Below are 23,584 nucleotides of genomic sequence, written 5' to 3'. Positions count from 1 at the left end.
AACAGCTCTGATCAGGCGGCAATCTTCAGGGCGCGGAAGCACTCGAGCAATTGCGGCCGGTTGAACGGCTTCAGCAGATAGCCCTGGGCGCCGGCGCGCTTTGCTCGCATGATCGCCCCGACGTCGACCTCGACCAGCGAAATCAAAACTTGCGGCAATACCGGGCTTTCCATGGCGCGCACGCGGCGGATGAGGTCCTGCGCCTGCATGTCCGGCAAGGCGCCGTCGACGACGATGATATCAGGCATGTCGGCCGCGCACATCTCGATCGCCTCATGGCCGCTGGCGGCTTCGATCACCATCATGCCGGAACCGCCCAGGATACGCCGTGCAACCTTCCTGATGACGCTCGAATTGTCGACAAACATGCAGCGTTTCATTCCCGGACCCTCTTTGCCATGTGGCGAACCGGCAGCGTCGTGGCATCTGCCAGGGAACATAGGCCGGGTCTGGTAAAGAAGCCGAAAAGCCGTTAGGTAAAATTTTCCTGAAGTGTCTTTTAGCGAAATCTTCTTTCGCAATGCTTCACGCAATCAAAACTGCAAACCCGCCTCACAGATATTGAGACGGTGCCGTAAATATCACTTGAAGAAAATACTTTTCCGCTCTTTCAGAGAACTTCAAGCTGCAGAAAGGACGATCTCGTCGGCGGTCGCATGGATCGATATCGTCATATTGGCTTCGCGGGCCAGGAGCAGCGTGTAATAGGGCTGCACCGAATGCGCGTCGATCGGCTCTTCCGGCCTGTGGCCGGAATGCAATTCCAGGAATTTGGGCGGCACGCGCAGCATCGGGCCGCTCGCCGCGAGCGCAAAGCGCGGCTCGGTCTCGAGGTTCTCCAGCGTGACCGCCAGCCTGCCGCCGCGCGGAATGGCGGCGTTGGCGACGAGGATGAGGTTGAGCAGCAGCTTGACCTTGTTCTTGGGCAAGAGCGCGCGTGTGCCGTTCCAGACCAGTTCCGGCTTCTCGTTCTTCAGGAAGGCGATGGCCACGGCCTCGGCGTCCCCGGTGTCGATCAGCATGCCGGCGGAACCGGCGGCGCCGAAGGCGATGCGGGCGAATTGCAGGCGGGCGGAGGCGTTTTTGGCGCTTTGGCGGATCAGCTTCATGGCGTCTTCGTCGGCGCCGCCCTCGTCGAGCAGCTCAAGCCCGTTGTTTATGGCGCCGACCGGCGAAATGATGTCGTGGCAGACCCGGCTGCACAGCAGCGCTGCCAAATCGGGTGCGGAAAGGGTGAAAAGCTCGGCCATCGGCAAAAGTCCCTGCAAATTTCACAATACAATGACCGGGCGATCATGATCACGCCTGTCCACACGAATCACGCTCTCTCCCAAGCATTCTGAATACACAGCGCTAATGCGTGCAGCAACAAATCCAAAATAATGATTGTCGAAAATGGTGTGTTCACGCAGCAGGGTGCTGCGCGGGCGATGCGAAACAGCCTTCGAACCGCCATCTTCATGTGAGAGTTTAATGGTTGAAAAAGGATTACGGCATAGTTTGCCCCTAACAGTCATCCTTAACGGCCGCCAAAGAGCCGTACGGGTGCGAGGCGTCGGCGAAAGTGCTCCCTGACGGAGATTGGAAGCATGGTTTCCCGATTCTACGACCGGACTTTTTTCCGTGTCATCTCAATGACGATCGCCCTCATCGGCCTTGTCGCCTTTTCGACATCGGCCGCGCGGGCGCAGGAATACACCGCCCAGGAGATCGTCGATTCCGGTCATAAATTCTTCGGCGCGACATCGGGTGGGCTTGCCACGGTCGTCGAGAAGATTTTCGCCACCTATGGCCTGCCGAACGGCTATCTGCTCGGCGAAGAGGGGTCCGGGGCGCTGATCGGTGGCCTGACCTATGGCGAAGGCACGCTCTATACCAAGAATGCCGGCGATCACAAAGTGTTCTGGCAAGGACCGTCGCTCGGCTGGGATTTCGGCGGCGAGGGCTCGCGCGTCATGATGCTGGTCTATAATCTCGACGATGTGAGCAGCCTCTATAACCGCTTTGGCGGCGTCGCCGGCTCCGCCTATGTCGTCGCCGGCGTCGGTTTCAACGTGCTGAAGAACAACAATGTGCTGCTCGTGCCGATCCGTACCGGCGTCGGCGCCCGTCTCGGCGTCAATCTCGGCTACCTCAAGCTCACCCAGCGCGCGACCTGGAATCCGTTCTGACCGGCATGACCGGGCCACTGCGATTGGGCCTGTGATCCCGCGGTCCGAGCTTTGCCGCGGCATACCCTTGCCGTGGCGCCGGATTTCCGTCATGCGAAGATGGCAAAGTCGAGCTTTGGCGGTTGCCATGCATAACGGATAATCATCTTGGTCCAGTCGATCCTGTTCTTTGTCCTCGGCTTTCTCTGCGCGGGCTTTCTGGCGCTGATGATTGCCCCGGCCGTCTGGCGGCGCGCGGTGGCGCTGACGCGCAAGCGCGTCGAGGGCTCGATGCCGTTGACGCTGGCCGAGATCCAGGCGGACAAGGATCGCGTTCGCGCCGAGTTCGCCGTTTCGGTGCGCCGGCTTGAAATGACCGTCAAATCATTGCGCGAGAAGGCCGCCGAACAGCTGGTCGAGATCGGCCGCGACCGCGAAGCCCTGAAGGAATTGGCGGCCGAGCGGCAGGACAAGAACCGCGTCGTCGCCGATCTTACAGCCAGGGGCGAGGAGCTTCGCAAGCGCGATGAGCAGCTGCAGCAGCTGTCGGAGCGGCTTGCGGAGACCGAGCGCGCGCTCGAAAGGCGCGGGCTCGAACTGCGAAAATTGGAGCACATGTATGACGACGCCAGTTTTTCATCCAGCAGCCGACAAATCGAGCTGGTGGCGCGCGAATCCGAGCTGCAGAAGCTGGCAAGCGACATTTCGCTGCTGCGCGGCCAGCGCAAGGAGGCGGACAGGCGCAGCCACGAATTGGCAGCCGAAAGCAAGGTTTTGCGGGACGCGCTGAAGGCCGAGAAGAAAAGAACCGGCGACCTGGAAAAGAAGGTCGACCGCCTGCTCGCCACGCTGGCCGATCGCGAGGACAGGCTGGAGCGCCGCGAGAAGGAACTGGTGCGCCTTCGCGAAAAGCCGAAAGGCGCTGAAAGGGCGCCGGCGGTGGGCCTTGCCGGCGTGCCAGGCAGCCACGTCAATGCGACCGCCAACGGCGACATCAAAAAGGCGACCACCAAGCTCGATGCCGACCGCGAGCGGCTGGAGGCCAGGCTGACGTCGCTGGCACGCGAGAACAGGCGGCTCAAGACAGATCTTGCTGCCGTCGAAACGTCGAAATCGCAGGCCGGAGGCCATACCGGCAGCGCCAGCGCCGCATTGCGCGAAGAGATGAACGGTCTGGCGGCGCAAGTCGTGGCTTTGACGGCAAAGCTCGACGGGCCGGATTCGCCGATCGCCCGGGCGCTTGCAGCGCCTGAGAGTACGCGGCCGGGGACCGGCGGACGCAGCCTTGCCGATCGGGTGCGGGCGCTGCAGAAGGCCGCTTCGACCGACTGAGATTCCGCAGCCCGAGCGGCGGGACGCCTCCGCTCTAAATTAGGCTCCGGAAAAGTGATGCAGCGCGATGGCTGAGGCGGCGGCGACGTTCAGGCTGTCGAAACCTTGCGCCATACCGATCCGCAGCGTCTGCAGGCGGGCAAGCAGGCTTTGCGGCAGGCCTTCGCCCTCGGTGCCGAGATAGAGCGCCAACCGCTCGTTTCTCTTGGCGTCGCGAATGTCGGTCTGCCCGCGCGGCGACAAGGCGAACTGGCTGAAGCCTTGCCGGTCGAGCATTGCGGTGCAGCCGGCGGCGTCGGCAAAGCAGGCGACGGGGACTTTCAAGGCGGCGCCCACCGAGACGCGGATTGCCTTGCGGTACAGCGGATCGCAGCAGGTCGGATCGAGAAGCACGGCATCCGCGCCAAAGGCGGCGGCATTGCGGAAGATCGAGCCCATATTGTCATGATTGGCGATGCCGACCAGCACCACGATCAGCGCGCGGGCGGGCAGTGCGCCGAGCAAGGCCTCAGCGGAGATCGCCGTGCCCTTGCGGCCGATCGCCAATATGCCGCGATGCATGTGGAATCCGGCGATCCTGTCCATGATTTCGCCGGATGCGACATAGATCGGAAGCCCGGCAGGCGCCTTGCGCAGGACGTCATCGAGGCCGGCCAGCCGGTTTTCGAGCACCAGCACCGATTCTGCCTCGAAGCGCCGGGCGGCGAGCAGCGTGTCGAGCACCACCTTGCCTTCGGCCACGAAACGGCCTTGCCGGCCGGCAAGATCGCGTTCCCGGATGTCGAGATAGGCGGCGACGCGGGGATCGTGCGGGTCGTCTATGCGGATCGGATTCATGGCTTCCTCGGCGGACCATGGCGTCGGCCGCGAATCGGGAGTGGGTTCGGAAGGCGCGATGCCGGATCCGAAGCTCGGACCGTATCTCAGCCTCCAAATGGATGCACGCCGCTTCAATGCAGAATTTCGATGGGCAAAGGAACCACATAGGGCCGTGACGCGTCATAGAAGCGGGCTCCTGCTGCGGTCCTGGGAGGACATCGATGATCAGGCTCCTCCTCGTCTTTGCCGCCACGCTTGCCCTCGCATGCGGCGTGGCTCGCGCGGCCAAGCTCGATCCAGCCACCGTCAATCAGGCCCAGTTCACTATCGGCGAGCCGAAGCGTGTCGATCCGATGCTGCTGAAGGCGCAGATCCTTCTGGATCGCGCCCGCTTCTCGCCGGGCCTTATCGACGGTCGCCTTTCCCAGAACTTCGCCAAGGCCGTCGCTGCGTTTCAGGCGGCAAACGGACTTCCGCCCGACGGCAAGCTCAGTCCACAGACCTGGAGCAAACTCATCGCAAGCTCCGCCAAACCGGTGCTGGTGACCTATGAGGTGATGCGCAGGGACGTGCGCGGACCCTTCACCAGGCGTATTCCGGCTCGCTTGGAGAGGATGGCCCGCTTGCGGCGGCTCGGCTATCGCAATGCGGTGGAGAGATTGGCCGAGCGCTTCCATATCAGCGAACAATTGCTGAGAATGCTCAATCCGGGCACCAGGTTCAGGAAGCCCGGCACGACCTTGGTGGTGCCTGATGTCGGCAGAGGCGATCCTCCCGCCGGCGTTGTTGCCGTCGAGGTCGACAAGGCCGCTCGCCTGGTGCGTGTGCTCGACCGTGCCGGCAAATGGTTGGCGGTCTACCCCGCCTCGATTGGCAGCGAGGAGAAGCCGGCGCCAAGCGGCACGGCGGAGGTCAGGCGCGTGGTTCACAACCCTACCTATCACTACGATCCGGACTTCGCTTTCAAGGGGGTCAAGACCAAGCGGCCCTTCACCGTCGCTGCCGGGCCGAACAATCCCGTGGGATCGATCTGGATCGATCTCTCCATCGAAAGCTACGGCATCCACGGCACGCCGGAACCAGGCAAGATCGGCACGACCTTTTCGCATGGCTGCATCCGGTTGACCAATTGGGATGCCGAAGACCTTGCCTCCGCGGTGCAGTCGGGCACCAAGGTCGAGTTCAAGGACGAGATTGCGCAGGCCGCCGACGAGCGCGTTCAGTAGCAAGGCTAACTTTGTAGCAAAGCGGACTTGGCAGCAAAGCGGATTTGGCGGGGCGCTCTCCGCCCCGGACGCTCACGTCCCGGCGCGACGCAGCCGGTGGGCCATCTTTGACAGTTCACCTTCACCGAAAATGCCGTCCAGCATGTGCAACAATTGGCGCACCGCGTCCGACTTGCAGGAATAATAGATCATTTGCCGGTCGCGGCGGGTCTCGACAAGATCGGAAGCCCTGAGCTTGGCCAGATGCTGTGACAAAGCGGATTGGCTGAGCGACACTTTCTCGGCAATGGCGCCGACCGACATTTCGCCCTCGGCCAGATAGCTCATGATCAACAAACGTTTTTCGTTGCCCATCAGCGTCAGAAACGCAGCCGCGGTTCCGGCGTTTGCGACTAGCTTGTTCGAGACCATAGATCCCCCATGCCTTCTTGCTCATCCGCCGCTATGGGGGCAATAGCGTCGGATTCCATAGACTTTTCCTGTAGATGCACGCCAGCGATTCAGCGTCACTCGCAAAGGTAAAACATTTCGCTCAAATCTCAAGGCTTGCTTTCCATGCAAGCCGATTAACTGTGCGGCTGTGATTAATTTGCCGATCGGGCAGCCTTTGCCATGTCGACCAGGACAGGCCTGAGGTCGCGCGCCGCTCTCAGCGGCTCGGGGAAGAAAACCCTACAGACATTGTCGCCCGATACGAGATCCATCCCGTCGGCGTCGAACCCGGTGACGATCCAGCCGTCACTCTCGGCCCCGCCGAAATGACTTGCGTAAAGGGCAATCGCATCGAGATGGCCGGCGTTCATGTGGTCGAGTGCCGATTGCTCGCCGGCGGCAAGCTCGTCGACGATTCCTCCCGTCGCGACCAGATCGGTGCGGTCGAGCAGATAGGCCTTGCCGAAGCCGCCGTTCAGGCTGGCGCGCTCCGGTTCGAGCCGGAAGATCGAGAAGTCGCCGAGCCCGGCATAGAGTTTTGCCTTGGGATTGCGATTGAGGTAGCGCCGCTCGGCGCGGGCGTGTTCGTTCCATCCGCGTTCGAGCCGCTCGGCGCGGCAGACGAGCGTCAATCGCGGATGCGCCAGCGGATCGCTCTTGCCCGGTTCGCCGACGAGCAACGAGCAGCGCGGGTCGGCAAGGATGGCGCCGGTATGGGCGGACAGCATCGACACCAGGATCAATGGCGTGCCGTCGATGTCGGTGGCGACGCCGACCCGGCTGGCCAGCGGCGAACCGGTTCCTGGCTCGAGCACCGCCAGCGCGCCGAAACGGGCGCTGCGGATCAGCGTCTTTGCCAGCCTGATCGCCTCGGCGTCGGTCGCGCGGATCACGTCTTTCCGGGGTTCGTCCAAAGCACCACCGTCGCGTTTATTTCGGCGCCACGCGGATGGCGCCATCGAGGCGAATGGTCTCGCCGTTGAGCATCTGGTTCTCGATGATGTGCAAGACAAGTGCCGCATATTCCGAAGGCTCGCCCAAACGGGAAGGGAAGGGCACAGCGGCGCCGAGCGAATCCTGCACCTCCTGCGGCATGCCGGCCATCATCGGCGTTCTGAAGATGCCGGGCGCGATGGTGCAGATGCGAATGCCGGAGCGGGCGAGATCGCGCGCCACCGGCAGCGTCATGCCGACGACGCCGGCCTTGGACGCGGAATAGGCCGCCTGGCCGATCTGGCCGTCATAGGCCGCGACGGATGCGGTGTTGACGATGACGCCGCGCTCGCCGCCCTGCAGCGGTTCGAGCCTGGCGGTGCGGTCGGCGGCCAGGCGGATCATGTTGAAGGTGCCGATCAGATTGACCTCGATCACCTTGCGGTATTGATCGAGCGGATGCGGTCCGTCCTTGCCGATCGTCTTCATGCCGATAACGATGCCGGCGCAATTGACCAGGATGCGCGGTGCGCCAAGCTTCGCTGCCACTTCCGCGACTGCGGCGGCACCGCTCTCGGCGTCGCCCACATCGCATCGGACGGCGATGCCGCCGATGTCGGCCGCCACCTTGGCCGCCCGCTCGATGCCGAGATCGAGGACGGCAACCCTCGCGCCGCCGGCGGCAAGAGCGCGCGCCGTCGCCTCGCCAAGGCCGGAGCCGCCACCGGTGACGATCGCAATCTGGCCGTTCGGGTTCATCTCGACGTCCTCCTCCATGCCCAGACTATGCTGCAATGCCGCTGTGCGACAGCGCCGGCATGTCACGCCATCGCGGCGATGTGCTCGGCAATCCTCGCCTGGTCGGCGTGGCAAACCTCGCCCGCCAGCCTTGCCACCGCGCCCGGCACGATCTCGTGCGCCAAAAGCCGGTCGGGATCGACCGGACGCGGCATCGAGACCTGCCCGCGCGGCAGCCTCCTGAAGCCGAGCGGGCCGTAATAGGGTTCGTCGCCGACCAGCATCACGGCCGGCGCGCCGGTCTTGGCGGCGGCCTCCAGCGCGATTGCTACCAGCCGGCGGCCGATGCCGAGATTTTTGAAGGCCGGCCGCACGGCGAGCGGCCCGAGCATCAGCGCGCGGCCGGCACCGGCGGCGATGCGCGTCATCCGTACCGAGGCGACGACGATTGCGCCATCGACGGCCACGAAGGACAAAGCGCGTTCGTGCGGGCCAGTTTGGCGGATCTTGTAGGCGGCAAGCACGAAACGGCCCGGCCCGAAGGCCTCGTCGTTGATGGCTTCGATTTCAGCATCATGCGCCGGAGTTTCCGGCAGGTATTTCACGTCGGCAAGGCTCATGGTCTTTGCGTTCCGGTATACGAGGAAAGGTTTGCTGCAAGCGGCAGCGTTCGCCAGTCAGCGCTTCATCAAGCGCGGGCGCTCTTTCGTCGTCGGTCGAACCGGATCACGGCAAAGTCGAACATGCGGATTGTCCGCTAGCACCAATTTTCTACCGCCGCAATCGGCAGCCGCACTCGACGACGCAGCCGTTGACGATCTGTTCAGCGTCGCGGCTTTCCGTAGGGCCGCCTGGTGCCCTACATCAAGCAGGAACGCGAAAGGACATTTCATGGGATTGCTAGTCGAAGGCCAATGGCAGGACCGCTGGTACGATACCGGGGAGAGCGGCGGCAAATTCGTGCGGGCGCAGTCGCAGTGGGGCGACTGGGTGACCCGCGACGGCGCACCGGCCGAAGGGCGAAAACGCGGCTTCAAGGCCGAGCCCGGCCGCTACCACCTCTATGTCTCGCTCGCCTGCCCGTGGGCGCATCGGACGCTGATCTTTCGCGTGCTCAAAAAACTCGAGGATGTGATTTCCATTTCGGTCGTCCATCATTTCATGGGCGCCGACGGCTGGACGTTCCTGGCCGAGGACGGAGCCACGGGCGACACGCTCTACGGCCTCGATTTCCTGCACCAGATCTACACCAGGGCCGATCCGGGCTATTCGGGCCGGGTCACCGTTCCCGTGCTGTGGGACAAACGCGAACAGACCATCGTTTCCAACGAATCCTCCGAGATCATTCGCATGCTCAATTCGGCCTTCGACGAATGGGGCGATGCAAAGCTCGATTTCTATCCGCAACCGTTGCGCGGCGAGATCGATGCGATCAATGCGCTGGTCTATCCCGCGGTCAACAATGGCGTTTACCGTGCCGGCTTCGCCACCACGCAGGCAGCCTACGAGGAGGCATTCGGTGAATTGTTTTCGGCGCTCGACATGCTGGAGGACCGCCTGTCAAAGCAGCGCTATCTCGTCGGCGGCCGTATCACAGAGGCGGATTGGCGGCTGTTCACGACACTGGTCCGCTTCGACCCGGTCTATGTCGGCCATTTCAAATGCAATCTGCGCCGCATCGCCGACTATCCGAACCTGTCGAATTACCTGCGCGACCTCTACCAGGTGCCGGGCGTCGCCGACACGGTGAATTTGCACCACATCAAGTCGCATTATTACGGCAGCCACGAGACCATCAACCCGACGCGCATCGTGCCGGTCGGGCCAGAGCTCGAGTATGGCGCGCCGCACGACCGCGACAGGTTCAGGAAGGCGGCGTGACCTACCAGTAGGGCGACACCGCAGCGCCACCAAAAATCTCCGCAATCCGCCGCAGCGTCGCCGGCGTCGTTCCCTCGGGCAGGCGGTCGAGCGAGAAGAAACCGGCTTCGGCGATCTCGCGGTCGGGCAGTTTCGGCGTTGTCTGGCTGAACTCTTCAACCAGATAAAGGCCGACATGATCGCGGCGGCTGGCGCGGCGGTTGAAATGCAGCGATTTCAGCACCGGCGGTCCGGTCAGCGCGATGTTGCCTTCCTCGAACAGTTCGCGCGTTAGCGCCTCGGTCATCGTCTCGCCCAACTCGACGCCACCGCCAGGCAGGTGCCAGCCAGGAACATAGGTGTGGCGGATGAGGAAGACGGAATTGGAGGCTCGGTCGTGGATCAGGCCGCGCACGCCGAGCGTCATCGGCCGCCGCAGCACGAAATACAGGTGAAACAGCCTTGCCCTGAGGCTCGGCCATCCGGTCTGGCGCAAGGCTTGCTCCGGATCCGGCGTCGTCATCGTCCGCGAAACCGTGAGTGGAAAGCCGCGCGCGCCTCGCCTATGAAGAAAAGATGTTCAGGCTCGCGCATATTTCCGATGTCCATCTGGGGCCGCTTCCCGATGTAACCTATCGCGATCTCGCCTCCAAGCGCGTGGTCGGCTACGTCAACTGGCAGCGCAATCGCCGCCGCCACATGCACGACGCCGTCATCGACACGATCGTCGCCGACATGAAGGCCAGTGGGCCGGACCATCTCGCCATCACCGGCGACCTGGTCAATCTGGCGCTCGACGGTGAGCTCGAGATGGCCAAGCACTGGCTGGAGACTCTGGGCTCGCCCAACGACGTGTCCGTGGTGCCGGGAAACCATGATGCGTATGTGCCGGGCGCCTTCGACAAGACCTGCCGGTCCTGGGCGGCGTGGATGACCGGCGACGGCGTCAATACGCCGGTCGACCGCAACACCTTTCCGTATCTGCGGGTACGCGGCGATGTTGCGTTGATCGGCGTCTCGACAGCGCGTGCCACGGCTCCGTTCATGGCGAACGGCTTCTTTCTGGAAGGCCAGGCGGAAAGGCTGCGCGAATTGCTCGACTCCACAGGCAAGCGCGGCCTGTTCCGGGTGATCATGATCCACCATCCGCCGGTGCGCGGCGCCGTTTCGCAGAACAAGCGGCTGTTCGGCATCTCGCGCTTCAACAAGGTTCTTCACCGGCATGGTGCCGAGCTTGTGCTGCACGGCCATTCGCATGTGCCTTCGCTCTTCTTTATCGGCGCCCGCAAGACCAAAAAAATCCCGGTGATCGGGGTCGCCGCCGCCGGGCAGGCCCCCGGCAGTTCGCATGCGCCGGCGCAATACAACCTCCTCGACATCGACGGTGAAAAGGACAATTGGCGGATCAGGCTGACGCGCCGCGGCCTGACCGGGCCGGCATTGCCGCCCAGCGACCTGCAGACGCTGGAGCTTGGCGTCGAGGCCGAGGCGTCGATGGCTAGAGCAATTCCGGGAAAAGTGTGAAACGGTTTTCCGTGCGGAATTGCGTGGAAACAAAGAGCTCTAGAAGCTGATTTTCATCGCGACGATGCGGTCCCAGAACAGCACGAGCGAAATCGCCAGGCCGACCAGGGCGCCGGCGGCGATCAGGCCGAGGCCCGAGAAGAACGCCGACCAGCCGTTGGCGCGCGCGGCGATTCGCAGCGGCGGCTCGGCCTCCGCCACCAGGGCGCGTTTCAGGCCGGCGACGGCCTGCTCGATGCCACCTTCCATCATTTTCTGGCGTTCGACGACGCGCTCGGCGACGTAGCGCGTCACCTGGTCGGCCACGACCTTCATGTCGGTCGACTCGGCGAGGACGACGCGACCGATGCGCGTGTCCTTGAGAAACCGATAGGTGCGGCGGTCGCGTCCCATGGCGACATGGCTGACCGCGTCGATCCACAGCCGCGGCTGCAGGCCGGACGAGACGGCGAAGTCGAAACTGTCCATGTCGGTGGGCACGTCGGCGAAGACCGGCGCGAGTTCGGCGGCAAGCAGATCGAGCCGCATGCGATGCGCTTCGCGCATGTCGACGACGACGTCATCGCGGTCGGCAAAGGCGTTCTTGACGTCGCGAATGGCATCGGACAGTTTTCGCGACTGATCACTCTGGGTGATGTTTTCGCCTGCGTCCTTCATCGGCGTCGCCTCGCGGGTTTGGTTAACACCGAATTAACACAGCCGCCGGCAAAATGCACTTGCGAGATCGATGGGCCTGCAAGGGTTCGGTGGAGGAGCACCAGCGCCGCGGCCGTCCCTGCGCCAAGACCGATCAGCTCGCCGCAGCGGCGAATCCCGGACGAAGTCGCCTGCCGCGGCGCCGCATATTGCGACGGACGGCCTCGACGACCAGGCCGGGCGCCTCCTCGACCAGCATGTGGCCGGCTTCCGGCACGTGGTGCAGATGAAAATGCTTCGGCAGGCCGTTGGTCTGGTTAACCGGCAGCACCGCGTCATCGATTCCCCAAACCACCATCACCGGCATGTTCAGGATTTCGAGCCGTTCGCGCGGGATGACGCCCTGCCGATCATCCCTGGTCATGGCGGCTGCCATCTCGACCAGTTTCGGCAACTGGCCCGAACGTCGGCGCATTTCGCCAAGGATGTCGATCCTGTGCTGCAAGGGCCGGCTTTGCGGCCCTGACATGGCGGCGAGACAGGCGCGGATATCATCCTCGGCGGCAGCGGCGGCGTAGCGGCGCAGCAGCGGTCCATTGATCTCAGGACCGAAGCCGCCCGGCGCCAGCAGCGTCAGCGAGGCTATTCTTTCCGGCTCGCTCAATGCCATCAGGGCGGCCACCGCTCCGCCCATCGAATGGCCGACGAGATGGGCCCGCTTTATCCCGCGATCCGAAAAGTCGGCAAGGACGGCTTTGGCCGCTACCTTGGCCGGACCGCCGCCGGGAAAGTCGAGCGACAGCCCATGTCCCGGCAGGTCATAGGCCAACGTCCGCGCGGCCGCAGCTAGGGGTGCCGCAACGTCGCGCCAGTCGTCATGGCAGCCACCGAAGCCATGCAGCAAGACAATCGTGGTCGGGCCGGTGCCGCGTTCGGCGGCGTAAAGGGAACGGGTCATGCAGCTTTTGCGGTTTATGCCGGGATCGATCTTTTTGTTGAAATCAGTCGCCAGGCCAATCCTGCGTGAATTGCTCCGTGTCCATGGCGATGGCCGGTAAAGGCTTTGGGATCACCTCGTCACACCCGGGAGTCAGCTCGCGCCGCCAAGCCCTGCGGCGCGCAGGGCCTCCACCAGCCGGTTGGTCAGATCGGCGGGGTATCTTCGCTCGACAAAGGTTGCGCGCGGATCGGCTGCGAATTTCGGGAATTTGGTGGTCAGTTCCTGCAGCAGCCTGCTCGCCAGCTTCTCGCGGCCGGCGGCTTTGGCACCGATCAGCCGCGCCGCCAGATAATGCGATTTCATTTCCGTCGTCCGCAAACCGTCGCTGGCCAGTGTCGCCTTGTTCATGTCGCCCATCATGAACTCTCCGGCGAAAAGCCCGTAATCCCACCATGTCGGATGGGCGCTGGCAATGTCCACGGCGTGAGCAAGGATCGGGGTGCCCTCGCTGTAGCTGCCGGCGAAAACCAGCCCGTAGCCATAGGCGGCGGCCATTGCGAGATCGTAGGGATTGAGCTCATAGGCCTTGCGCATCCAGCGGATCGATTCCGCGGAATCGCCCATGCGCGAATTGAGATAACCAAGGGCGCGGTGCGCATAGGGGCTGGTCGGGCCCATCTGGATGGCGCGATGGGCAAACGTCATCGCTTTGTCGATCGTCGCGTCGGCGGGGTAGGGATAGTGGTCGGTGACCGCTTCTAGATGCAAGGAAGCGAGTTCCGAATAGACGAGCGACGACTTCGCCTCCCGATTGGCAAGATCTTCGAGGCAACGGTAGGCGGCTTCATGCGTCTGGGCATTCTGGTCGAGATAATATTTGCCGTTGAGCACCAGACACGCCGTCAGCCCGGTCTGGATGCCGCTCTGCTCGATGTAGTTGTAGATCGTGCCCGAGGCGGGAAGAGCCGAGCTCAAAATGCCGGAGATCTGGTCCTCGATGGCGGTGTTGGCGCTGTCGCCGGCGGTCAGGTTGCGTGACAGCAGCACGCGGCCGGTCGCCACGCTTTGCAGCTCGAGCATAACGTCGCCGCTGCGCGGCCCGGGCAGGACGTCGAATACGAAGCTGGCGGCGTCGGTCACCGGATCGGGCGGGCTGTCGGCATCACGGCCGATGAAATTGATGGTATCGAAGCCGCTAAGGCCGGCGCGCAGCGATGCGGCGACACGGCGAGCGACATCGCTGTCGGCCTTGATGGCGATGTAAACCTGCGGGAGGTTTTCAATCGGAGACGCTGCTATGATGCTGCCGGTCGCCACCGCGGTCTCGACCGCCGCGTCGCCGCCGGTCAGCAACACCACACCGCCCTGGCGAAGGATCAGCACACCCAGCATGAGGATGACCAGCACGATCGCCAGCCAGAAGAACTGCAAATGGCGCTGCAGCGAAGGTGCAGCGGGGGTAAGGGCTGGAACGCTCAGCAATGCAGCCGGATGGGCCCGGTTGCTGGCATCCTCCGGCGATGCGGGCGGCTCCGGCTTGCTCTCCGCCTTGGCGTCCACCTCCGCCGGCAAGCGAATGGCATTGAGTTCGTAGGATGGAACATAGCCGCCGCGCGGAATGGCGATGCGGACCGGTTCGGCAACGCCCTCGTTGGCGAAATACTGCTGCAGCAGCTCGCGCAGCCTGCCGGCCTGCACTCGCACCACCGCATCGGTCGACGGGTCGAAATCGCCGTCCTTGCCGAAGACATCCATCGCTATGGAGAAGCCTTTGAGCCTATCGGCTTCGCCTGCCTGCTCGCGCTCGACCAGGTAGCGGAGCAGCTTGCGCGCGCGCTCGGATCGTCCGAACGTTTCGCTGGCAAGCAGTCGCTCCAACGTTTCGCGCACTGCGGGGGCGGCAGGCGTGGTATGCTGCAAGTGTCGATCCCTTCGAATTCGGCACAGGTTGAGGTACAATCATATAGCGCTGGCGCCGTCATACAAGCATCTGCTTATGGTGCGATAGCGTACCCACCGGATAAATATCCGGTGGGCTGATGGCGCGAGCCCGGTAGTCTCGGCTAGCTGTCCTTCCGGCCGACGATGCGGTTGGCGGCCGAAACCACGGCTTCGAGCGAGGCGGCGACGATGTTGGTGTTGATGCCGGCGCCGAACAGCTTGCCGCCGGGATGTTCCATCTCGACATAGGAAATGGCCGAGGCATTCGAACCGCGCTGCATGGAATGCTCGGAATAATCGAGCACCGACATCGGCACTCCGACATGGCGCGACAGCGCATCGACGAAGCCGTCGATCGGGCCGGTGCCGGTGCCTGATATGGTCACCTCCTTGCCTTTGTCGAGGATCACCGCTTCGACCACGCGCCGGCCCTTGGCCTCGGTGTCGGGGTAGGTGTGGTGGTCGAGGAACTTCAGCCGCGCCCCGGGCTGGTCGACATAGGTCTCGAGAAAGCGCTCGTAGATTCGCCTGGCCGGCACCTCCTTGCCTTCGGCGTCGGTGATCGCCTGGATGGCCTGGCTGAACTCGATCTGCAGGTTGCGCGGCAGGTTGAGGCCGTAATCCGCATGCAGCACATAGGCGATACCGCCCTTGCCGGACTGCGAGTTGATGCGGATGATGGCTTCATAGCTGCGGCCGACATCGGCCGGGTCGATCGGCAGATAGGGCACCTCCCAATGCGGCGTGTTGGCCTTGCGCAGCGCCTTCATGCCCTTGTTGATGGCGTCCTGGTGCGAGCCGGAAAAGGCGGTGTAGACGAGCTCGCCGACATAGGGATGGCGCTCGGGGATCTTCAGCTGGTTGGAGTATTCGTAGACGTCCTTCATGCGGTTGATGTCGGAGCAATCGAGCCCGGGATCGACGCCTTGCGTGTACATGTTGAGCGCCAGCGTGACGATGTCGACATTGCCGGTGCGCTCGCCATTGCCGAACAGCGTGCCTTCGACGCGATCGGCGCCCGCCATCAGGCCGAGCTCGGTGGTGGCGATGCCGGTGCCGCGGTCATTGTGCGGATGCAGCGAGATCAACAGGTTCTCGCGATTGTCGAGGTTTCGGCACATCCATTCGATGCGGTCGGCATAGATGTTGGGCGTCGACATCTCGACCGTGGAGGGCAGGTTGATGATCAGCTTGTTGTCCGCCGTCGGCCTGACGATCTCGGTGACGGCATTGCAGATCTCGAGCGCCACTTCGAGCTCGGTGCCGGTAAAACTCTCCGGCGAATATTCGAAACGGTAGCCGCCGCCGGCCTTGGCCGCCATGTCGGTGATCATTTTGGCCGCATCGGTGGCGATCCGCTTGATGCCGGCGACGTCCTTCTCGAAGACGACGCGGCGCTGCAGCTCGCTGGTCGAGTTGTAGAAATGGACGATCGGATTGGTGGCGCCCTTGAGCGCCTCGAAAGTGCGGGTGATCAGTTCCGGCCGGCACTGCACCAGCACCTGCAGCGAGACGTCGGCGGGCACGTTGCCCTGTTCGATGCACCAGCGGGCGAAATCGAAGTCGGTCTGCGAGGCCGACGGAAAGCCGATCTCGATCTCCTTGAAACCCATGTCGAGCAGCAGGGCGAACATGCGTGCCTTGCGTTCCTGGCCCATCGGATCGATCAGCGCCTGGTTGCCGTCGCGCAGGTCGACCGAGCACCAGATCGGCGCCTTGTCGATCACTTTCGAGGGCCAGGTGCGATCGGCAAGACCGACGGTCGGATAGGGCTGGTATTTGCTGGCGGCATCCGCCATGCCCTTCGCGGGCCTGGCGGTTTCCTCTACATTCAGACGGATATCTTCTCGTGCGTTCATCGTTTTCTCCCGGCGGCTCGCGGATCCAGCTTTAGGCGGATTGGTGGCGAGCGGCGCCTTACCAGAATTTCGTTCGCTTGATGTGACGTGCCAATTTCTAGACTGGCCAAGGAGCGTGCGCGTGAGCGGCGAATTCGACCGCCGGGCGCTCCTTCAGCGAACCCGGCGATCGCCGATAAGGCCGAGAAGCAGCAGGGTTGAGGCAAGCGCGCGAACGGTCTGGCCGGCAATGCCGGTCGAACGGGACGCAAAAGAGGTGGCGCGCGGGCTCATGGCGGATTTCATACAGGAGCGGGCAAAGCGAGGCAAGTGGGGGGCCTCGCTGCCACAGAAGCTGCCGATCCAGCCTCAAGACCGGGGTTCCTCGCCCCCGCGAAGCGGGGAGAGGTGGCCGCAAAGCGGCCGGAGAGGGGGCCTTCGTAGGGCGCAGTCCCCTCTCCGTCTCGGCTTCGCCGAGCCATCTCTCCCCACTTTCGTGGGGCGAGGAACCCAAGCTGGAATGAAGGGGCGGCGCTGACATGAAGTGATTTTTCCTGATCATAGCAACTTTGTTCTTGCTTTGTGCCGGCAGCTATGCTACTAATTTGGGTATGGTGCTAATTGGCTCCAACGACCCGCCGCCAAGGCGGGTTTTTTAATTCACGGTTTTGGCGTCACCTTTCGCGGACCCAGCCGCTCACCTGATCCAGTTGCTCTTCCCCGAGCCCGGCAAATGCGCCAGAGTCGATTGTCGGCGGGGGGCGATGGCTCGCCGCCGGGAGGGATCGTCCATGAACTTCGTGTTCTTCTCGCCGCATTTTCCAGCCAACGGCGCCGATTTCTGCGACCGGCTGAAGAAGGCTGGCGCCACCGTGCTCGGCATTGGCGACGCGCCGTTCGATGCGCTGGACGGCAAATTGAAGGCAGCCCTTTCGGAATATTACCGCATCGACGACATGGAGGAGTACGAGCCGGTGTTCCGGGCGATCGGCCATTTCATCCACAAATGGGGCCGCGTCGACCGGTTCGAATCGCTCAACGAGCATTGGCTGGAGCTGGAAGCCAATATCCGCACCGACTTCAACATCTTCGGCACCAAGCTCGACTTCGTGAAGAATTTGAAACGCAAGAGCCGCATGCGGGCGTTCTTCCGCAAGAGCGGCGTCGAAACCATCGCGCAACGCAAATGCTCCGACCGCGCCGGCGCCATGACCTTCATCCGCCGCGTCGGCTATCCCGTCGTGGTGAAGCCGGATTCCGGCTCCGGCGCCTCGAACACGTTCAAAATCTCCAACGCCGGCGAACTCGACCGGTTCTTCAGGGACAAGCCGGAAGGCGTCAGCTTCGTCATGGAGCAATTCATCGAAGGGCTGGTGGTGACCTATGACGGGCTGGTCAACCGCGACGGCGAGGTGGTGCTGGCCGCCAGCCACCGCTACGACCAGAGCGTCATGGAGGTGGTCAACCGCGACCGCCATATGAGCTATGTCTGTTTTCCCGAGATCAGCCCGGCGGTCGAGGAGGCCGGCAGGAAAATCCTCAAGGCGTTCGACGTGCGCGAGCGCTTCTTCCACATCGAGCTGTTCGAAACCAGGGACGACCGGGTCATCGCGCTGGAGGTCAACATGCGGCCGCCTGGCGCCTGGATGACCGATGCCATCAACTACACCTTCGATATCGATGTCTATGCCGCCTGGGCCGACATGGTGGTCAAGGACGCCGCCGGCGGCCCTTACAGGGGCAAGTATTTCACCGCCTATGCCAGCCGCAAACGGCACCTCAACTATGTGCACAGCCATGCCGACGTGCTAGCCGCCCATGGCCACATGATCGTCCATCATCACGCCATCGAGGAGGTTTTCAGCCGCGCCATGGGAAACTACGCCTATCAGCTGCGCTCCACGGACCCGAAGGCGCTGCGCCGGGCAGTCAACTACATCCATGCGGAAAAGGCGTGAGGCGATGGACGTTTCCTATCACAAGGGTTTTGCCCGCAACCTCGGCCGCGACATGGAATACAAGCGCTACGGCCATGCCGGCCGACCCGTGGTTGTGTTCCCGACTTCGCAAGGGCGGTTCTACCAGTTCGAGGATTCCGGCGCTGTCTCGGCTCTCGCCGAGTTCGTCGACACCGGTCGCATCCAGTTGTTTACGCTGGACGGCATCGATGCGGAATCCTTCTTCGACCGCCATGCCGAGCCGGCCCATCGCATCGCTCGGCATGAAGCGTATTTCCGCTACGTGCGCGAGGAGGCGCTGCCGGAACTCCTGTCCGTCGCATCCGAGGCCAATGGCGGGCGTACGCTGAAGCCGCTGTTTTGCGGCTGCTCGATGGGCGGCTATCATTCGTCGAATTTCGTCTTCCGCTTTCCGGAACTGGCCAGCGGCGTCATCGCACTGTCGGGCGTATACTCGACCCACGACTTCTTCGGCAACGCGCTCGAGGGCCAGATTTTCTTCAACTCCCCGCTGGACTACCTGCCGGGTATCGTCGATCCGGGCCTGCTTGTCAGGCTGAAGGCGCTGCGGCTGATCTTCTGCTGCGGGCAGGGTGCCTGGGAGGAACGGATGCTGGCCGATACGCAGGCGCTGGAACAGATCCTCCGTGACAAGTCGATTCCGGCCTGGGTCGACTATTGGGGCGGCGATGTCGCCCATGACTGGCCGTGGTGGCACAAGCAACTGGTCTATTTCTTCGCCCGCTGGCTGGACGACGACCTGATGCACCGGCTGGATTAGGGTGTTGGTGATGCCGGCCCGCAAACGATGGTTTGCCGCAGGCGGCGGCATTTGGCACGTCCGGATTGCCGTCGACGGCAACAGTTTCAACGGCGAGGGCGATATGGTCTTCACGCTGGACGGCGAGCGCATATCGAGCCTGGTGATCGGCTGCCGAGCCGTCTCACTCCCGCAGGCTTCTCGCCACCAGCCGCGCCACGCTTGGGCCGACCAGAAGCACGATCAGGAAGCGTGCCGATTGCAGCGCCATGCGAAGGATAAGTCGACATGCTGCGCGGCGGCGGCGATGATGGCGACGCTGTCCATGCCGCCGGGGCTGGTCGCCAGATAGGCGGTCAGCGGATCGATGCCGAGCAGGCGGCTGATCAGGAAGGCGAGGCCGCCGCAAAAGACGATCAGGGCAATGATCGAGCCGACGATCTGCGGCAGCGCGCGGGCCGCGTGGCGCAAAATGGCCCTGGTGAAATTCAGGCCGATGCTCCAGCCGATCATCGTATAGCTCAAGGCGAGCAGCCAGGGCGGCAGCTGCATGGTCACGCCGAGCCCGAGATGGATCACGGTGCCGAAAATGAAGGTGCCGAGGAAAAACGGCGACGGTAGCCGGAAAAGCTTTCCGGCGAGGCCGCCGACCAGCGCCACGCCGAATGTTGCGGCCAAGCCTTGCGGGTCGACCGGCGGGAACCAGACGATGGCCGGCACCTCGATGCCCGACGTGTCGACCCAAAGCTTGGCCGCCAGGGCCGCCGTCATCGAGACGCAGATGACGCGCAGATATAGCATGAAGGCGACGAGGCGCTGGTCGGCGCCGAAGGCACCGGCCATCAGCACCATGGCGGTGGCGGCGCCCGGCGACGAGCCCCAGACCGCGGTGGTGCCGGGCAGGATGCGCCAGCGGCTGATCAGCCAGCCGAGCAGGCTGGATGCCGCGACCGTCGCCATCACGACGCCAAGGAACAGCGGCCATTCCTTGTAGAACACGGGAAAGATATCGGCCGAGATCGAACTGGCGACCAGGCAGCCGACGACCGCCTGGGCTGAGCCGAACAGAACCCGCGGCACGCGCACCGTGGCCCCGCTGGTGCCGGCCGCGATGGCCGCCAGCATCGGTCCGATCAAGAGCGCGGCGGGCAGGGCGGCGAATTCCAGCGCGCCGGCAACCAGCACCGAGATCACCACCAGGACCGGCCACTGCCAAGCCTTGTGGATCCGCGCCAGGTGCCCGATGGCCGGCGGGTTCGGGGAAGAATCCATAGATCGGCTCTTAGACCGGTCGCGGAAAAATGCGAACCCTTTTTGCGAGGGAAAAGGGCTTAATGGCACCAACCATCCGTAGCGATCCTTCTCGCCCCCTCTGTCCTGCCGGACATCTCCCCCTCTAGTGGGGAGATTGGATGTCACGTCGGCCTTCGCCAATCTCCAAGGAAGCGCTCTCGGCGAAGCTGCCAATCTCCCCACTTGAGGGTGAAATGGCCGGCAGGCCAGAGAGGGGGGCGCTGTCCCGCGGGCCTCTCCCTTTATCCCGCCTTCACCGCCGGCAAGCCGAACCCGCCAACAGGATGCGTCTCCACCTGGAACTCGAAGCCGGCGATGATCGGCCTTGCCTTGGCGATGGCCGCCTGGACTTCGGGCAGCTGCAGCGAAGCCTTATGGCTTTCGGCGTCGGTCCACACTTCGGTCACCCAGATCGCGTCGGCGTCGGCCGGGTCGGTGGCGATGATGTAGTTCAGGCAGCCGGGCATGGCGCCGGTGCTGGCGAGCAGGATATCCATCATTGCGTCACGCTGGCCGCGCGTCGCCCGCATCTTACCGATCAGTCCGTACATTCGCTTCGCTCCGTTGAGATGACGCAACCAGGAGTATGCAGTTCGCCGGCTACGGCATCAACTGGCCGCCATTGACCTCGATCACCTGGCCGATGATGTAGCCGCTCAGCAGATCGGAGGAGAGGAACAGATAGGCGCCGACGCAGTCCTCGGCGGAACCGGCGCGGCCCTGCGGGATGGTGGCGATCATGCCTTTCATCTGGTCGTCGGTCGAGTAGCGCTCGTGGAAAGGTGTCGCGATCGTGCCGGGCGCCACCGCGTTGACGCGGATGTTGAAACCGATCAGCTCCTTGGCCATGCCGCGCGTGATATTGGAGACGAAGGCCTTGGCCGAGCCGTAAAGGCCGGCGCCGCCACCGGCGCCGTTGCGCGCGGCGATCGAGGAGGTGTTGACGATGAATCCGCCCTGCCGCTTCAGCCATGGGATCGCCTTGCGCGACGCTGTCAGCACGGAACGCGCGTTGAGGTCCATCACCGCGTCGTAATGCGCCTCGGTCTGCTCGGCATAGGGTACGCGGCCGAGCATGCCGCCGGCATTGTTGACGAGGCCGTCGAGTCGGCCGAAATGTTGCGCACTGTCCTCGACGACGCGCTCGACATCGGCGGGGATCGAGAAATCGCCCTGGACGAGGAACACGTCGCCGCCGCCGTTGCGAATGGTCGCGGCCAGGTTTTCGGCTGCCGTCCGGCTGGAATTATAGTGCAGCGCGACGCGGCATTTCTGCGCGGCGTAGGCAAGTGCAAGCGCCGCGCCGATGCCGGTCGAGGCGCCGGTGACCAGCACCGCCTTTCCGGCAAGGTCGGGGATGACCAGAGAGGGGCTGACAAGGGTGGTGGTGGCTGGCACGTCTATTCCTCCGTGGTCTCTGCCTGCTCTTCGTAGGCCCTTGCAGTCCTCGCGTTCAAGTCGGTAAAAGCCTATGGTCTGAGATAGGCGTAGCCTTGGCGTTGCAATTCGGCGAGCTTGACGACGCCGCCTCGGTCGGCGGCATGGAAGCCGTCGAGCAGGTCGGCTAGGCCGATGTCCATGCCATGCATGGTGTTGGCGCAAGCGTGCGGGCTGAGCCCATCCTGGACAAGGCCGGCGAACCGCCCGGAAATGGCGGCGGATATGCCCTTCGATTTGAAGGCGGCAAGTGCCGGGCCGTGCACGACAAGCGCGATGTCGACCTTGCCGTCGGTGCCTTCGAAGTGGTTCTTGATATTGCCGAGCACGAAATTGACCTTGTCGAGGTCGCTGAGGTGATAGGCGACCTTTTGCCTTTCCTCTTCGACGGGCTTGACTTCAACGGCTGCCGCCTTGGTGGGGCGCAGCCCGAAAAGCCCGGCGGCCCCGGCGAGACCGACGCGGAAAATATCGCGGCGTCGCATGGCTTCATCTCCCATGTATCCGGGCCGCGCAAATTGCGTGGCCTCGGCCTCGATCCTAGCATAAATTGACGCCACGTCTTGTCGGGGCAATGGAGGGTAGCATGACGTCGAGGACCATGAAGGGGACCATTGTGGGCGCCGGAGTTGGGCTTGCCTTGCTAGCCGCCGTCGCCGGCACTGCTTTCGCCGACGATACGCTCAAACTCACCGAGCTCAGCCCCGACGGCAAGGACGCCTGCTTCGGCCGCGTCTACGACGCCGCGCATCTCAAGTCGCATCCGCACCAGAAGGTAACGCGCATCTTCTTCTATTACGGCCGCGATCCGGTCAGCCGGCCAAACGAGGAGCCAAGCGCCGGCATCGATTCCTCCTACAATGGCTTCATGGCGACGACGGTGCGCGGCGCCGAGGCGCCGGAATGGCTCGGCGGCTGGTGCAGTCATGAGTCGGAGGACGGCAAGACCGGCCCGATCCGTTGCGGCATGGACTGCGATCGCACCATGGCTTCGCTGAAGGTCGACGACAAAGGCCGGCTGATCGTCTCGGACGTGCAGCCCGACCTCTATCTCGATGCCGGATCGGAAGACGAGCTCGGCAAGGCGGAGTACGAAAGGCAGGCGCTGGGCAAGGACGACAACGGCTTCAGGCTCGACCCGATGCCGGCCGCGACCTGCAAGGCCGAGTTCGCGCGCATCGACCCGATCGACCCGGCGCTCGGCCCGCCATTGCGCGAGCGGCTGAAGCAGGATCAGGCCTTCTGCTACGGACGCGACTACGACGCCGCGCATCTCGGCTCGCATCCCGATCAGCTGACCCAGTCGATCAGGGTTTTCCGAGGACCGGTCGAGCTGGCGTCTTTCGCCAAGGAGGGCGATCCGGCCAAATGGCCAAGCGGCGCCGATATCGCCGTTTCGGTTACCACGCGGCAGAAATCGGCCAAGGTCACGCAGCTCTACAACTGTCAGGGCGAGGGCGACCAATGGCGCTGCGCGGCGAGCGCCGAGACGGGTGCTGCTCCTTCGTGCGATATCGCGCAAAAGGAGGTCTTCCTTCGCCGCGGCGCCAACGGCACGATGATGCTGGCCAACCCGAACAGCGGCCTGTCGATCGTCGATCTGTGCTCGAAAGCGGCGGAAGGCGACACAATGTCCGACGACAAGGTCTACCGGCTGGAGCCGATGCCGCAGGGGGCGTGTTCGCCATAACCATCGCTTCGTCATCCTATGGCGGAGCAAGGAGCGAAGCGACGCAGCGCAGACCGTAGGATCCATGCCGTGACTTG

The 23,584-nt window shown here is 63.6% G+C and carries 24 protein-coding genes and 1 pseudogene; 8 read left to right on the top strand and 17 right to left on the bottom strand.

The window, feature by feature from the left end:
- Positions 1-11: 11 nt before the first annotated feature.
- From AC0L2P_RS01675 to AC0L2P_RS01665, 3 genes are all read right to left on the bottom strand, one after another.
- Complete coding sequence (locus AC0L2P_RS01675; RefSeq protein ID WP_352466765.1) at positions 12-380, bottom strand: response regulator; 369 nt, start codon at positions 378-380, stop codon at positions 12-14.
- Between the two features lie 240 nt (positions 381-620).
- Positions 621-1,250, bottom strand: a complete 630-nt coding sequence (gene chpT / locus AC0L2P_RS01670; RefSeq protein ID WP_473499519.1) for a histidine phosphotransferase ChpT — start codon at positions 1,248-1,250, stop codon at positions 621-623.
- A 21-nt stretch (positions 1,251-1,271) separates the two neighbouring features.
- Positions 1,272-1,517 carry a hypothetical protein gene (locus AC0L2P_RS01665; protein WP_473499518.1) on the bottom strand — a complete coding sequence of 82 codons (246 nt, stop codon included), beginning with the start codon at positions 1,515-1,517 and terminating at the stop codon, positions 1,272-1,274.
- 117 nt (positions 1,518-1,634) lie between these two features.
- Here AC0L2P_RS01665 and AC0L2P_RS01660 point away from each other — a divergent pair, with 117 nt between their 5' ends.
- Positions 1,635-2,171, top strand: a complete 537-nt coding sequence (locus AC0L2P_RS01660; protein ID WP_473499648.1) for a DUF1134 domain-containing protein — start codon at positions 1,635-1,637, stop codon at positions 2,169-2,171.
- Positions 2,172-2,318: 147 nt separating this feature from the next.
- Positions 2,319-3,482, top strand: a complete 1,164-nt coding sequence (locus tag AC0L2P_RS01655; RefSeq protein WP_473499517.1) for a coiled-coil domain-containing protein — start codon at positions 2,319-2,321, stop codon at positions 3,480-3,482.
- 39 nt (positions 3,483-3,521) lie between these two features.
- Here AC0L2P_RS01655 and AC0L2P_RS01650 read toward each other — a convergent pair whose 3' ends face one another.
- Positions 3,522-4,319, bottom strand: coding sequence for a TrmH family RNA methyltransferase (locus AC0L2P_RS01650; RefSeq protein WP_473499516.1), 798 nt, complete (start codon positions 4,317-4,319; stop codon positions 3,522-3,524).
- A 203-nt stretch (positions 4,320-4,522) separates the two neighbouring features.
- Here AC0L2P_RS01650 and AC0L2P_RS01645 point away from each other — a divergent pair, with 203 nt between their 5' ends.
- Complete coding sequence (locus AC0L2P_RS01645; RefSeq protein ID WP_473499515.1) at positions 4,523-5,527, top strand: L,D-transpeptidase; 1,005 nt, start codon at positions 4,523-4,525, stop codon at positions 5,525-5,527.
- A gap of 72 nt (positions 5,528-5,599) precedes the next feature.
- Here the strand turns inward: AC0L2P_RS01645 and AC0L2P_RS01640 are convergent, their stop codons facing one another.
- The 4 genes from AC0L2P_RS01640 to AC0L2P_RS01625 form a co-directional block, all read right to left on the bottom strand.
- The gene (locus tag AC0L2P_RS01640) at positions 5,600-5,938 is read right to left on the bottom strand and encodes an ArsR/SmtB family transcription factor (protein WP_473499514.1); all 339 of its coding nucleotides are present in this window, start codon (positions 5,936-5,938) and stop codon (positions 5,600-5,602) included.
- Positions 5,939-6,111: 173 nt separating this feature from the next.
- Positions 6,112-6,918 carry a HugZ family pyridoxamine 5'-phosphate oxidase gene (locus tag AC0L2P_RS01635; RefSeq protein WP_473499513.1) on the bottom strand — a complete coding sequence of 269 codons (807 nt, stop codon included), beginning with the start codon at positions 6,916-6,918 and terminating at the stop codon, positions 6,112-6,114.
- Positions 6,890-7,651: an SDR family NAD(P)-dependent oxidoreductase gene (locus AC0L2P_RS01630; protein ID WP_473499647.1), complete on the bottom strand. Its 762-nt coding sequence runs from the start codon at positions 7,649-7,651 to the stop codon at positions 6,890-6,892. The genes AC0L2P_RS01635 and AC0L2P_RS01630 overlap by 29 nt, the downstream gene beginning before the upstream one ends.
- Positions 7,652-7,713: 62 nt before the next feature.
- Positions 7,714-8,250 (bottom strand): GNAT family N-acetyltransferase, encoded by a 537-nt coding sequence (locus AC0L2P_RS01625; protein ID WP_473499511.1) that lies wholly within the window; start codon positions 8,248-8,250, stop codon positions 7,714-7,716.
- A gap of 271 nt (positions 8,251-8,521) precedes the next feature.
- Here AC0L2P_RS01625 and AC0L2P_RS01620 point away from each other — a divergent pair, with 271 nt between their 5' ends.
- Complete coding sequence (locus AC0L2P_RS01620) at positions 8,522-9,511, top strand: glutathione S-transferase family protein (protein ID WP_473499509.1); 990 nt, start codon at positions 8,522-8,524, stop codon at positions 9,509-9,511.
- Position 9,512: 1 nt separating this feature from the next.
- On the opposite strand, the gene AC0L2P_RS01615 is transcribed toward AC0L2P_RS01620, so the two are convergent.
- Positions 9,513-10,013, bottom strand: coding sequence for an NUDIX domain-containing protein (locus AC0L2P_RS01615; protein WP_473499507.1), 501 nt, complete (start codon positions 10,011-10,013; stop codon positions 9,513-9,515).
- Between the two features lie 53 nt (positions 10,014-10,066).
- Here AC0L2P_RS01615 and AC0L2P_RS01610 point away from each other — a divergent pair, with 53 nt between their 5' ends.
- Positions 10,067-11,014 carry a metallophosphoesterase family protein gene (locus tag AC0L2P_RS01610; protein WP_473499646.1) on the top strand — a complete coding sequence of 316 codons (948 nt, stop codon included), beginning with the start codon at positions 10,067-10,069 and terminating at the stop codon, positions 11,012-11,014.
- 39 nt (positions 11,015-11,053) lie between these two features.
- On the opposite strand, the gene AC0L2P_RS01605 is transcribed toward AC0L2P_RS01610, so the two are convergent.
- From AC0L2P_RS01605 to leuA, 4 genes are all read right to left on the bottom strand, one after another.
- A complete protein-coding gene (locus tag AC0L2P_RS01605) occupies positions 11,054-11,671 on the bottom strand; it encodes a hypothetical protein (protein WP_473499505.1) in 618 nt (205 codons plus the stop codon).
- 133 nt (positions 11,672-11,804) lie between these two features.
- Entirely contained in the window at positions 11,805-12,608 is an 804-nt protein-coding gene (locus tag AC0L2P_RS01600) for an alpha/beta fold hydrolase (RefSeq protein ID WP_473499503.1), read from the bottom strand.
- Positions 12,609-12,740: 132 nt separating this feature from the next.
- Positions 12,741-14,510, bottom strand: a complete 1,770-nt coding sequence (locus tag AC0L2P_RS01595) for a tetratricopeptide repeat protein (protein ID WP_473499501.1) — start codon at positions 14,508-14,510, stop codon at positions 12,741-12,743.
- 143 nt (positions 14,511-14,653) lie between these two features.
- Positions 14,654-16,390 carry a 2-isopropylmalate synthase gene (gene leuA, locus AC0L2P_RS01590; RefSeq protein ID WP_473499499.1) on the bottom strand — a complete coding sequence of 579 codons (1,737 nt, stop codon included), beginning with the start codon at positions 16,388-16,390 and terminating at the stop codon, positions 14,654-14,656.
- 770 nt (positions 16,391-17,160) lie between these two features.
- Here leuA and AC0L2P_RS01585 point away from each other — a divergent pair.
- Together AC0L2P_RS01585 and AC0L2P_RS01580 are read left to right on the top strand one after the other, a co-directional pair.
- Positions 17,161-18,327 (top strand): ATP-grasp domain-containing protein, encoded by a 1,167-nt coding sequence (locus AC0L2P_RS01585; protein WP_473499498.1) that lies wholly within the window; start codon positions 17,161-17,163, stop codon positions 18,325-18,327.
- A gap of 4 nt (positions 18,328-18,331) precedes the next feature.
- Complete coding sequence (locus AC0L2P_RS01580) at positions 18,332-19,108, top strand: esterase family protein (RefSeq protein ID WP_473499497.1); 777 nt, start codon at positions 18,332-18,334, stop codon at positions 19,106-19,108.
- 163 nt (positions 19,109-19,271) lie between these two features.
- Here the strand turns inward: AC0L2P_RS01580 and AC0L2P_RS01575 are convergent.
- From AC0L2P_RS01575 to AC0L2P_RS01560, 4 genes and pseudogenes are all read right to left on the bottom strand, one after another.
- Positions 19,272-20,359, bottom strand: a pseudogene (locus AC0L2P_RS01575) (AbrB family transcriptional regulator).
- 263 nt (positions 20,360-20,622) lie between these two features.
- A complete protein-coding gene (locus AC0L2P_RS01570) occupies positions 20,623-20,931 on the bottom strand; it encodes a putative quinol monooxygenase (RefSeq protein WP_473499496.1) in 309 nt (102 codons plus the stop codon).
- Positions 20,932-20,980: 49 nt separating this feature from the next.
- Complete coding sequence (locus AC0L2P_RS01565; protein WP_473499495.1) at positions 20,981-21,778, bottom strand: SDR family NAD(P)-dependent oxidoreductase; 798 nt, start codon at positions 21,776-21,778, stop codon at positions 20,981-20,983.
- A gap of 71 nt (positions 21,779-21,849) precedes the next feature.
- A complete protein-coding gene (locus AC0L2P_RS01560) occupies positions 21,850-22,302 on the bottom strand; it encodes a DsrE family protein (RefSeq protein ID WP_473499494.1) in 453 nt (150 codons plus the stop codon).
- A 101-nt stretch (positions 22,303-22,403) separates the two neighbouring features.
- Between AC0L2P_RS01560 and AC0L2P_RS01555 the strand changes: the two genes are divergently transcribed.
- The gene (locus AC0L2P_RS01555; protein ID WP_473499493.1) at positions 22,404-23,507 is read left to right on the top strand and encodes a hypothetical protein; all 1,104 of its coding nucleotides are present in this window, start codon (positions 22,404-22,406) and stop codon (positions 23,505-23,507) included.
- The last annotated feature ends 77 nt before the right edge of the window (positions 23,508-23,584 follow it).

Source organism: Mesorhizobium sp. WSM4836 (genome assembly GCF_055811815.1).
Note: the sequence above shows the minus strand (reverse complement) of the source record. Positions and strands in the feature narration are given on the sequence as shown.

Excerpts from the sequence above, each read along its gene's own strand:
- AC0L2P_RS01675 (WP_352466765.1), bottom strand. The coding sequence starts at position 380 with ATGAAACGCTGCATGTTTGTCGACAATTCGAGCGTCATCAGGAAGGTT.
- chpT (WP_473499519.1), bottom strand. The coding sequence starts at position 1,250 with ATGGCCGAGCTTTTCACCCTTTCCGCACCCGATTTGGCAGCGCTGCTG.
- AC0L2P_RS01665 (WP_473499518.1), bottom strand. The coding sequence starts at position 1,517 with ATGACTGTTAGGGGCAAACTATGCCGTAATCCTTTTTCAACCATTAAA.
- AC0L2P_RS01660 (WP_473499648.1), top strand. The coding sequence starts at position 1,635 with ATGACGATCGCCCTCATCGGCCTTGTCGCCTTTTCGACATCGGCCGCG.
- AC0L2P_RS01650 (WP_473499516.1), bottom strand. The coding sequence starts at position 4,319 with ATGAATCCGATCCGCATAGACGACCCGCACGATCCCCGCGTCGCCGCC.
- AC0L2P_RS01645 (WP_473499515.1), top strand. The coding sequence starts at position 4,523 with ATGATCAGGCTCCTCCTCGTCTTTGCCGCCACGCTTGCCCTCGCATGC.
- AC0L2P_RS01640 (WP_473499514.1), bottom strand. The coding sequence starts at position 5,938 with ATGGTCTCGAACAAGCTAGTCGCAAACGCCGGAACCGCGGCTGCGTTT.
- AC0L2P_RS01635 (WP_473499513.1), bottom strand. The coding sequence starts at position 6,918 with ATGGCGCCATCCGCGTGGCGCCGAAATAAACGCGACGGTGGTGCTTTG.
- AC0L2P_RS01630 (WP_473499647.1), bottom strand. The coding sequence starts at position 7,651 with ATGAACCCGAACGGCCAGATTGCGATCGTCACCGGTGGCGGCTCCGGC.
- AC0L2P_RS01625 (WP_473499511.1), bottom strand. The coding sequence starts at position 8,250 with ATGAGCCTTGCCGACGTGAAATACCTGCCGGAAACTCCGGCGCATGAT.
- AC0L2P_RS01620 (WP_473499509.1), top strand. The coding sequence starts at position 8,522 with ATGGGATTGCTAGTCGAAGGCCAATGGCAGGACCGCTGGTACGATACC.
- AC0L2P_RS01615 (WP_473499507.1), bottom strand. The coding sequence starts at position 10,013 with ATGACGACGCCGGATCCGGAGCAAGCCTTGCGCCAGACCGGATGGCCG.
- AC0L2P_RS01610 (WP_473499646.1), top strand. The coding sequence starts at position 10,067 with ATGTTCAGGCTCGCGCATATTTCCGATGTCCATCTGGGGCCGCTTCCC.
- AC0L2P_RS01605 (WP_473499505.1), bottom strand. The coding sequence starts at position 11,671 with ATGAAGGACGCAGGCGAAAACATCACCCAGAGTGATCAGTCGCGAAAA.
- AC0L2P_RS01600 (WP_473499503.1), bottom strand. The coding sequence starts at position 12,608 with ATGACCCGTTCCCTTTACGCCGCCGAACGCGGCACCGGCCCGACCACG.
- leuA (WP_473499499.1), bottom strand. The coding sequence starts at position 16,390 with ATGAACGCACGAGAAGATATCCGTCTGAATGTAGAGGAAACCGCCAGG.
- AC0L2P_RS01585 (WP_473499498.1), top strand. The coding sequence starts at position 17,161 with ATGAACTTCGTGTTCTTCTCGCCGCATTTTCCAGCCAACGGCGCCGAT.
- AC0L2P_RS01580 (WP_473499497.1), top strand. The coding sequence starts at position 18,332 with ATGGACGTTTCCTATCACAAGGGTTTTGCCCGCAACCTCGGCCGCGAC.
- AC0L2P_RS01570 (WP_473499496.1), bottom strand. The coding sequence starts at position 20,931 with ATGTACGGACTGATCGGTAAGATGCGGGCGACGCGCGGCCAGCGTGAC.
- AC0L2P_RS01560 (WP_473499494.1), bottom strand. The coding sequence starts at position 22,302 with ATGCGACGCCGCGATATTTTCCGCGTCGGTCTCGCCGGGGCCGCCGGG.
- AC0L2P_RS01555 (WP_473499493.1), top strand. The coding sequence starts at position 22,404 with ATGACGTCGAGGACCATGAAGGGGACCATTGTGGGCGCCGGAGTTGGG.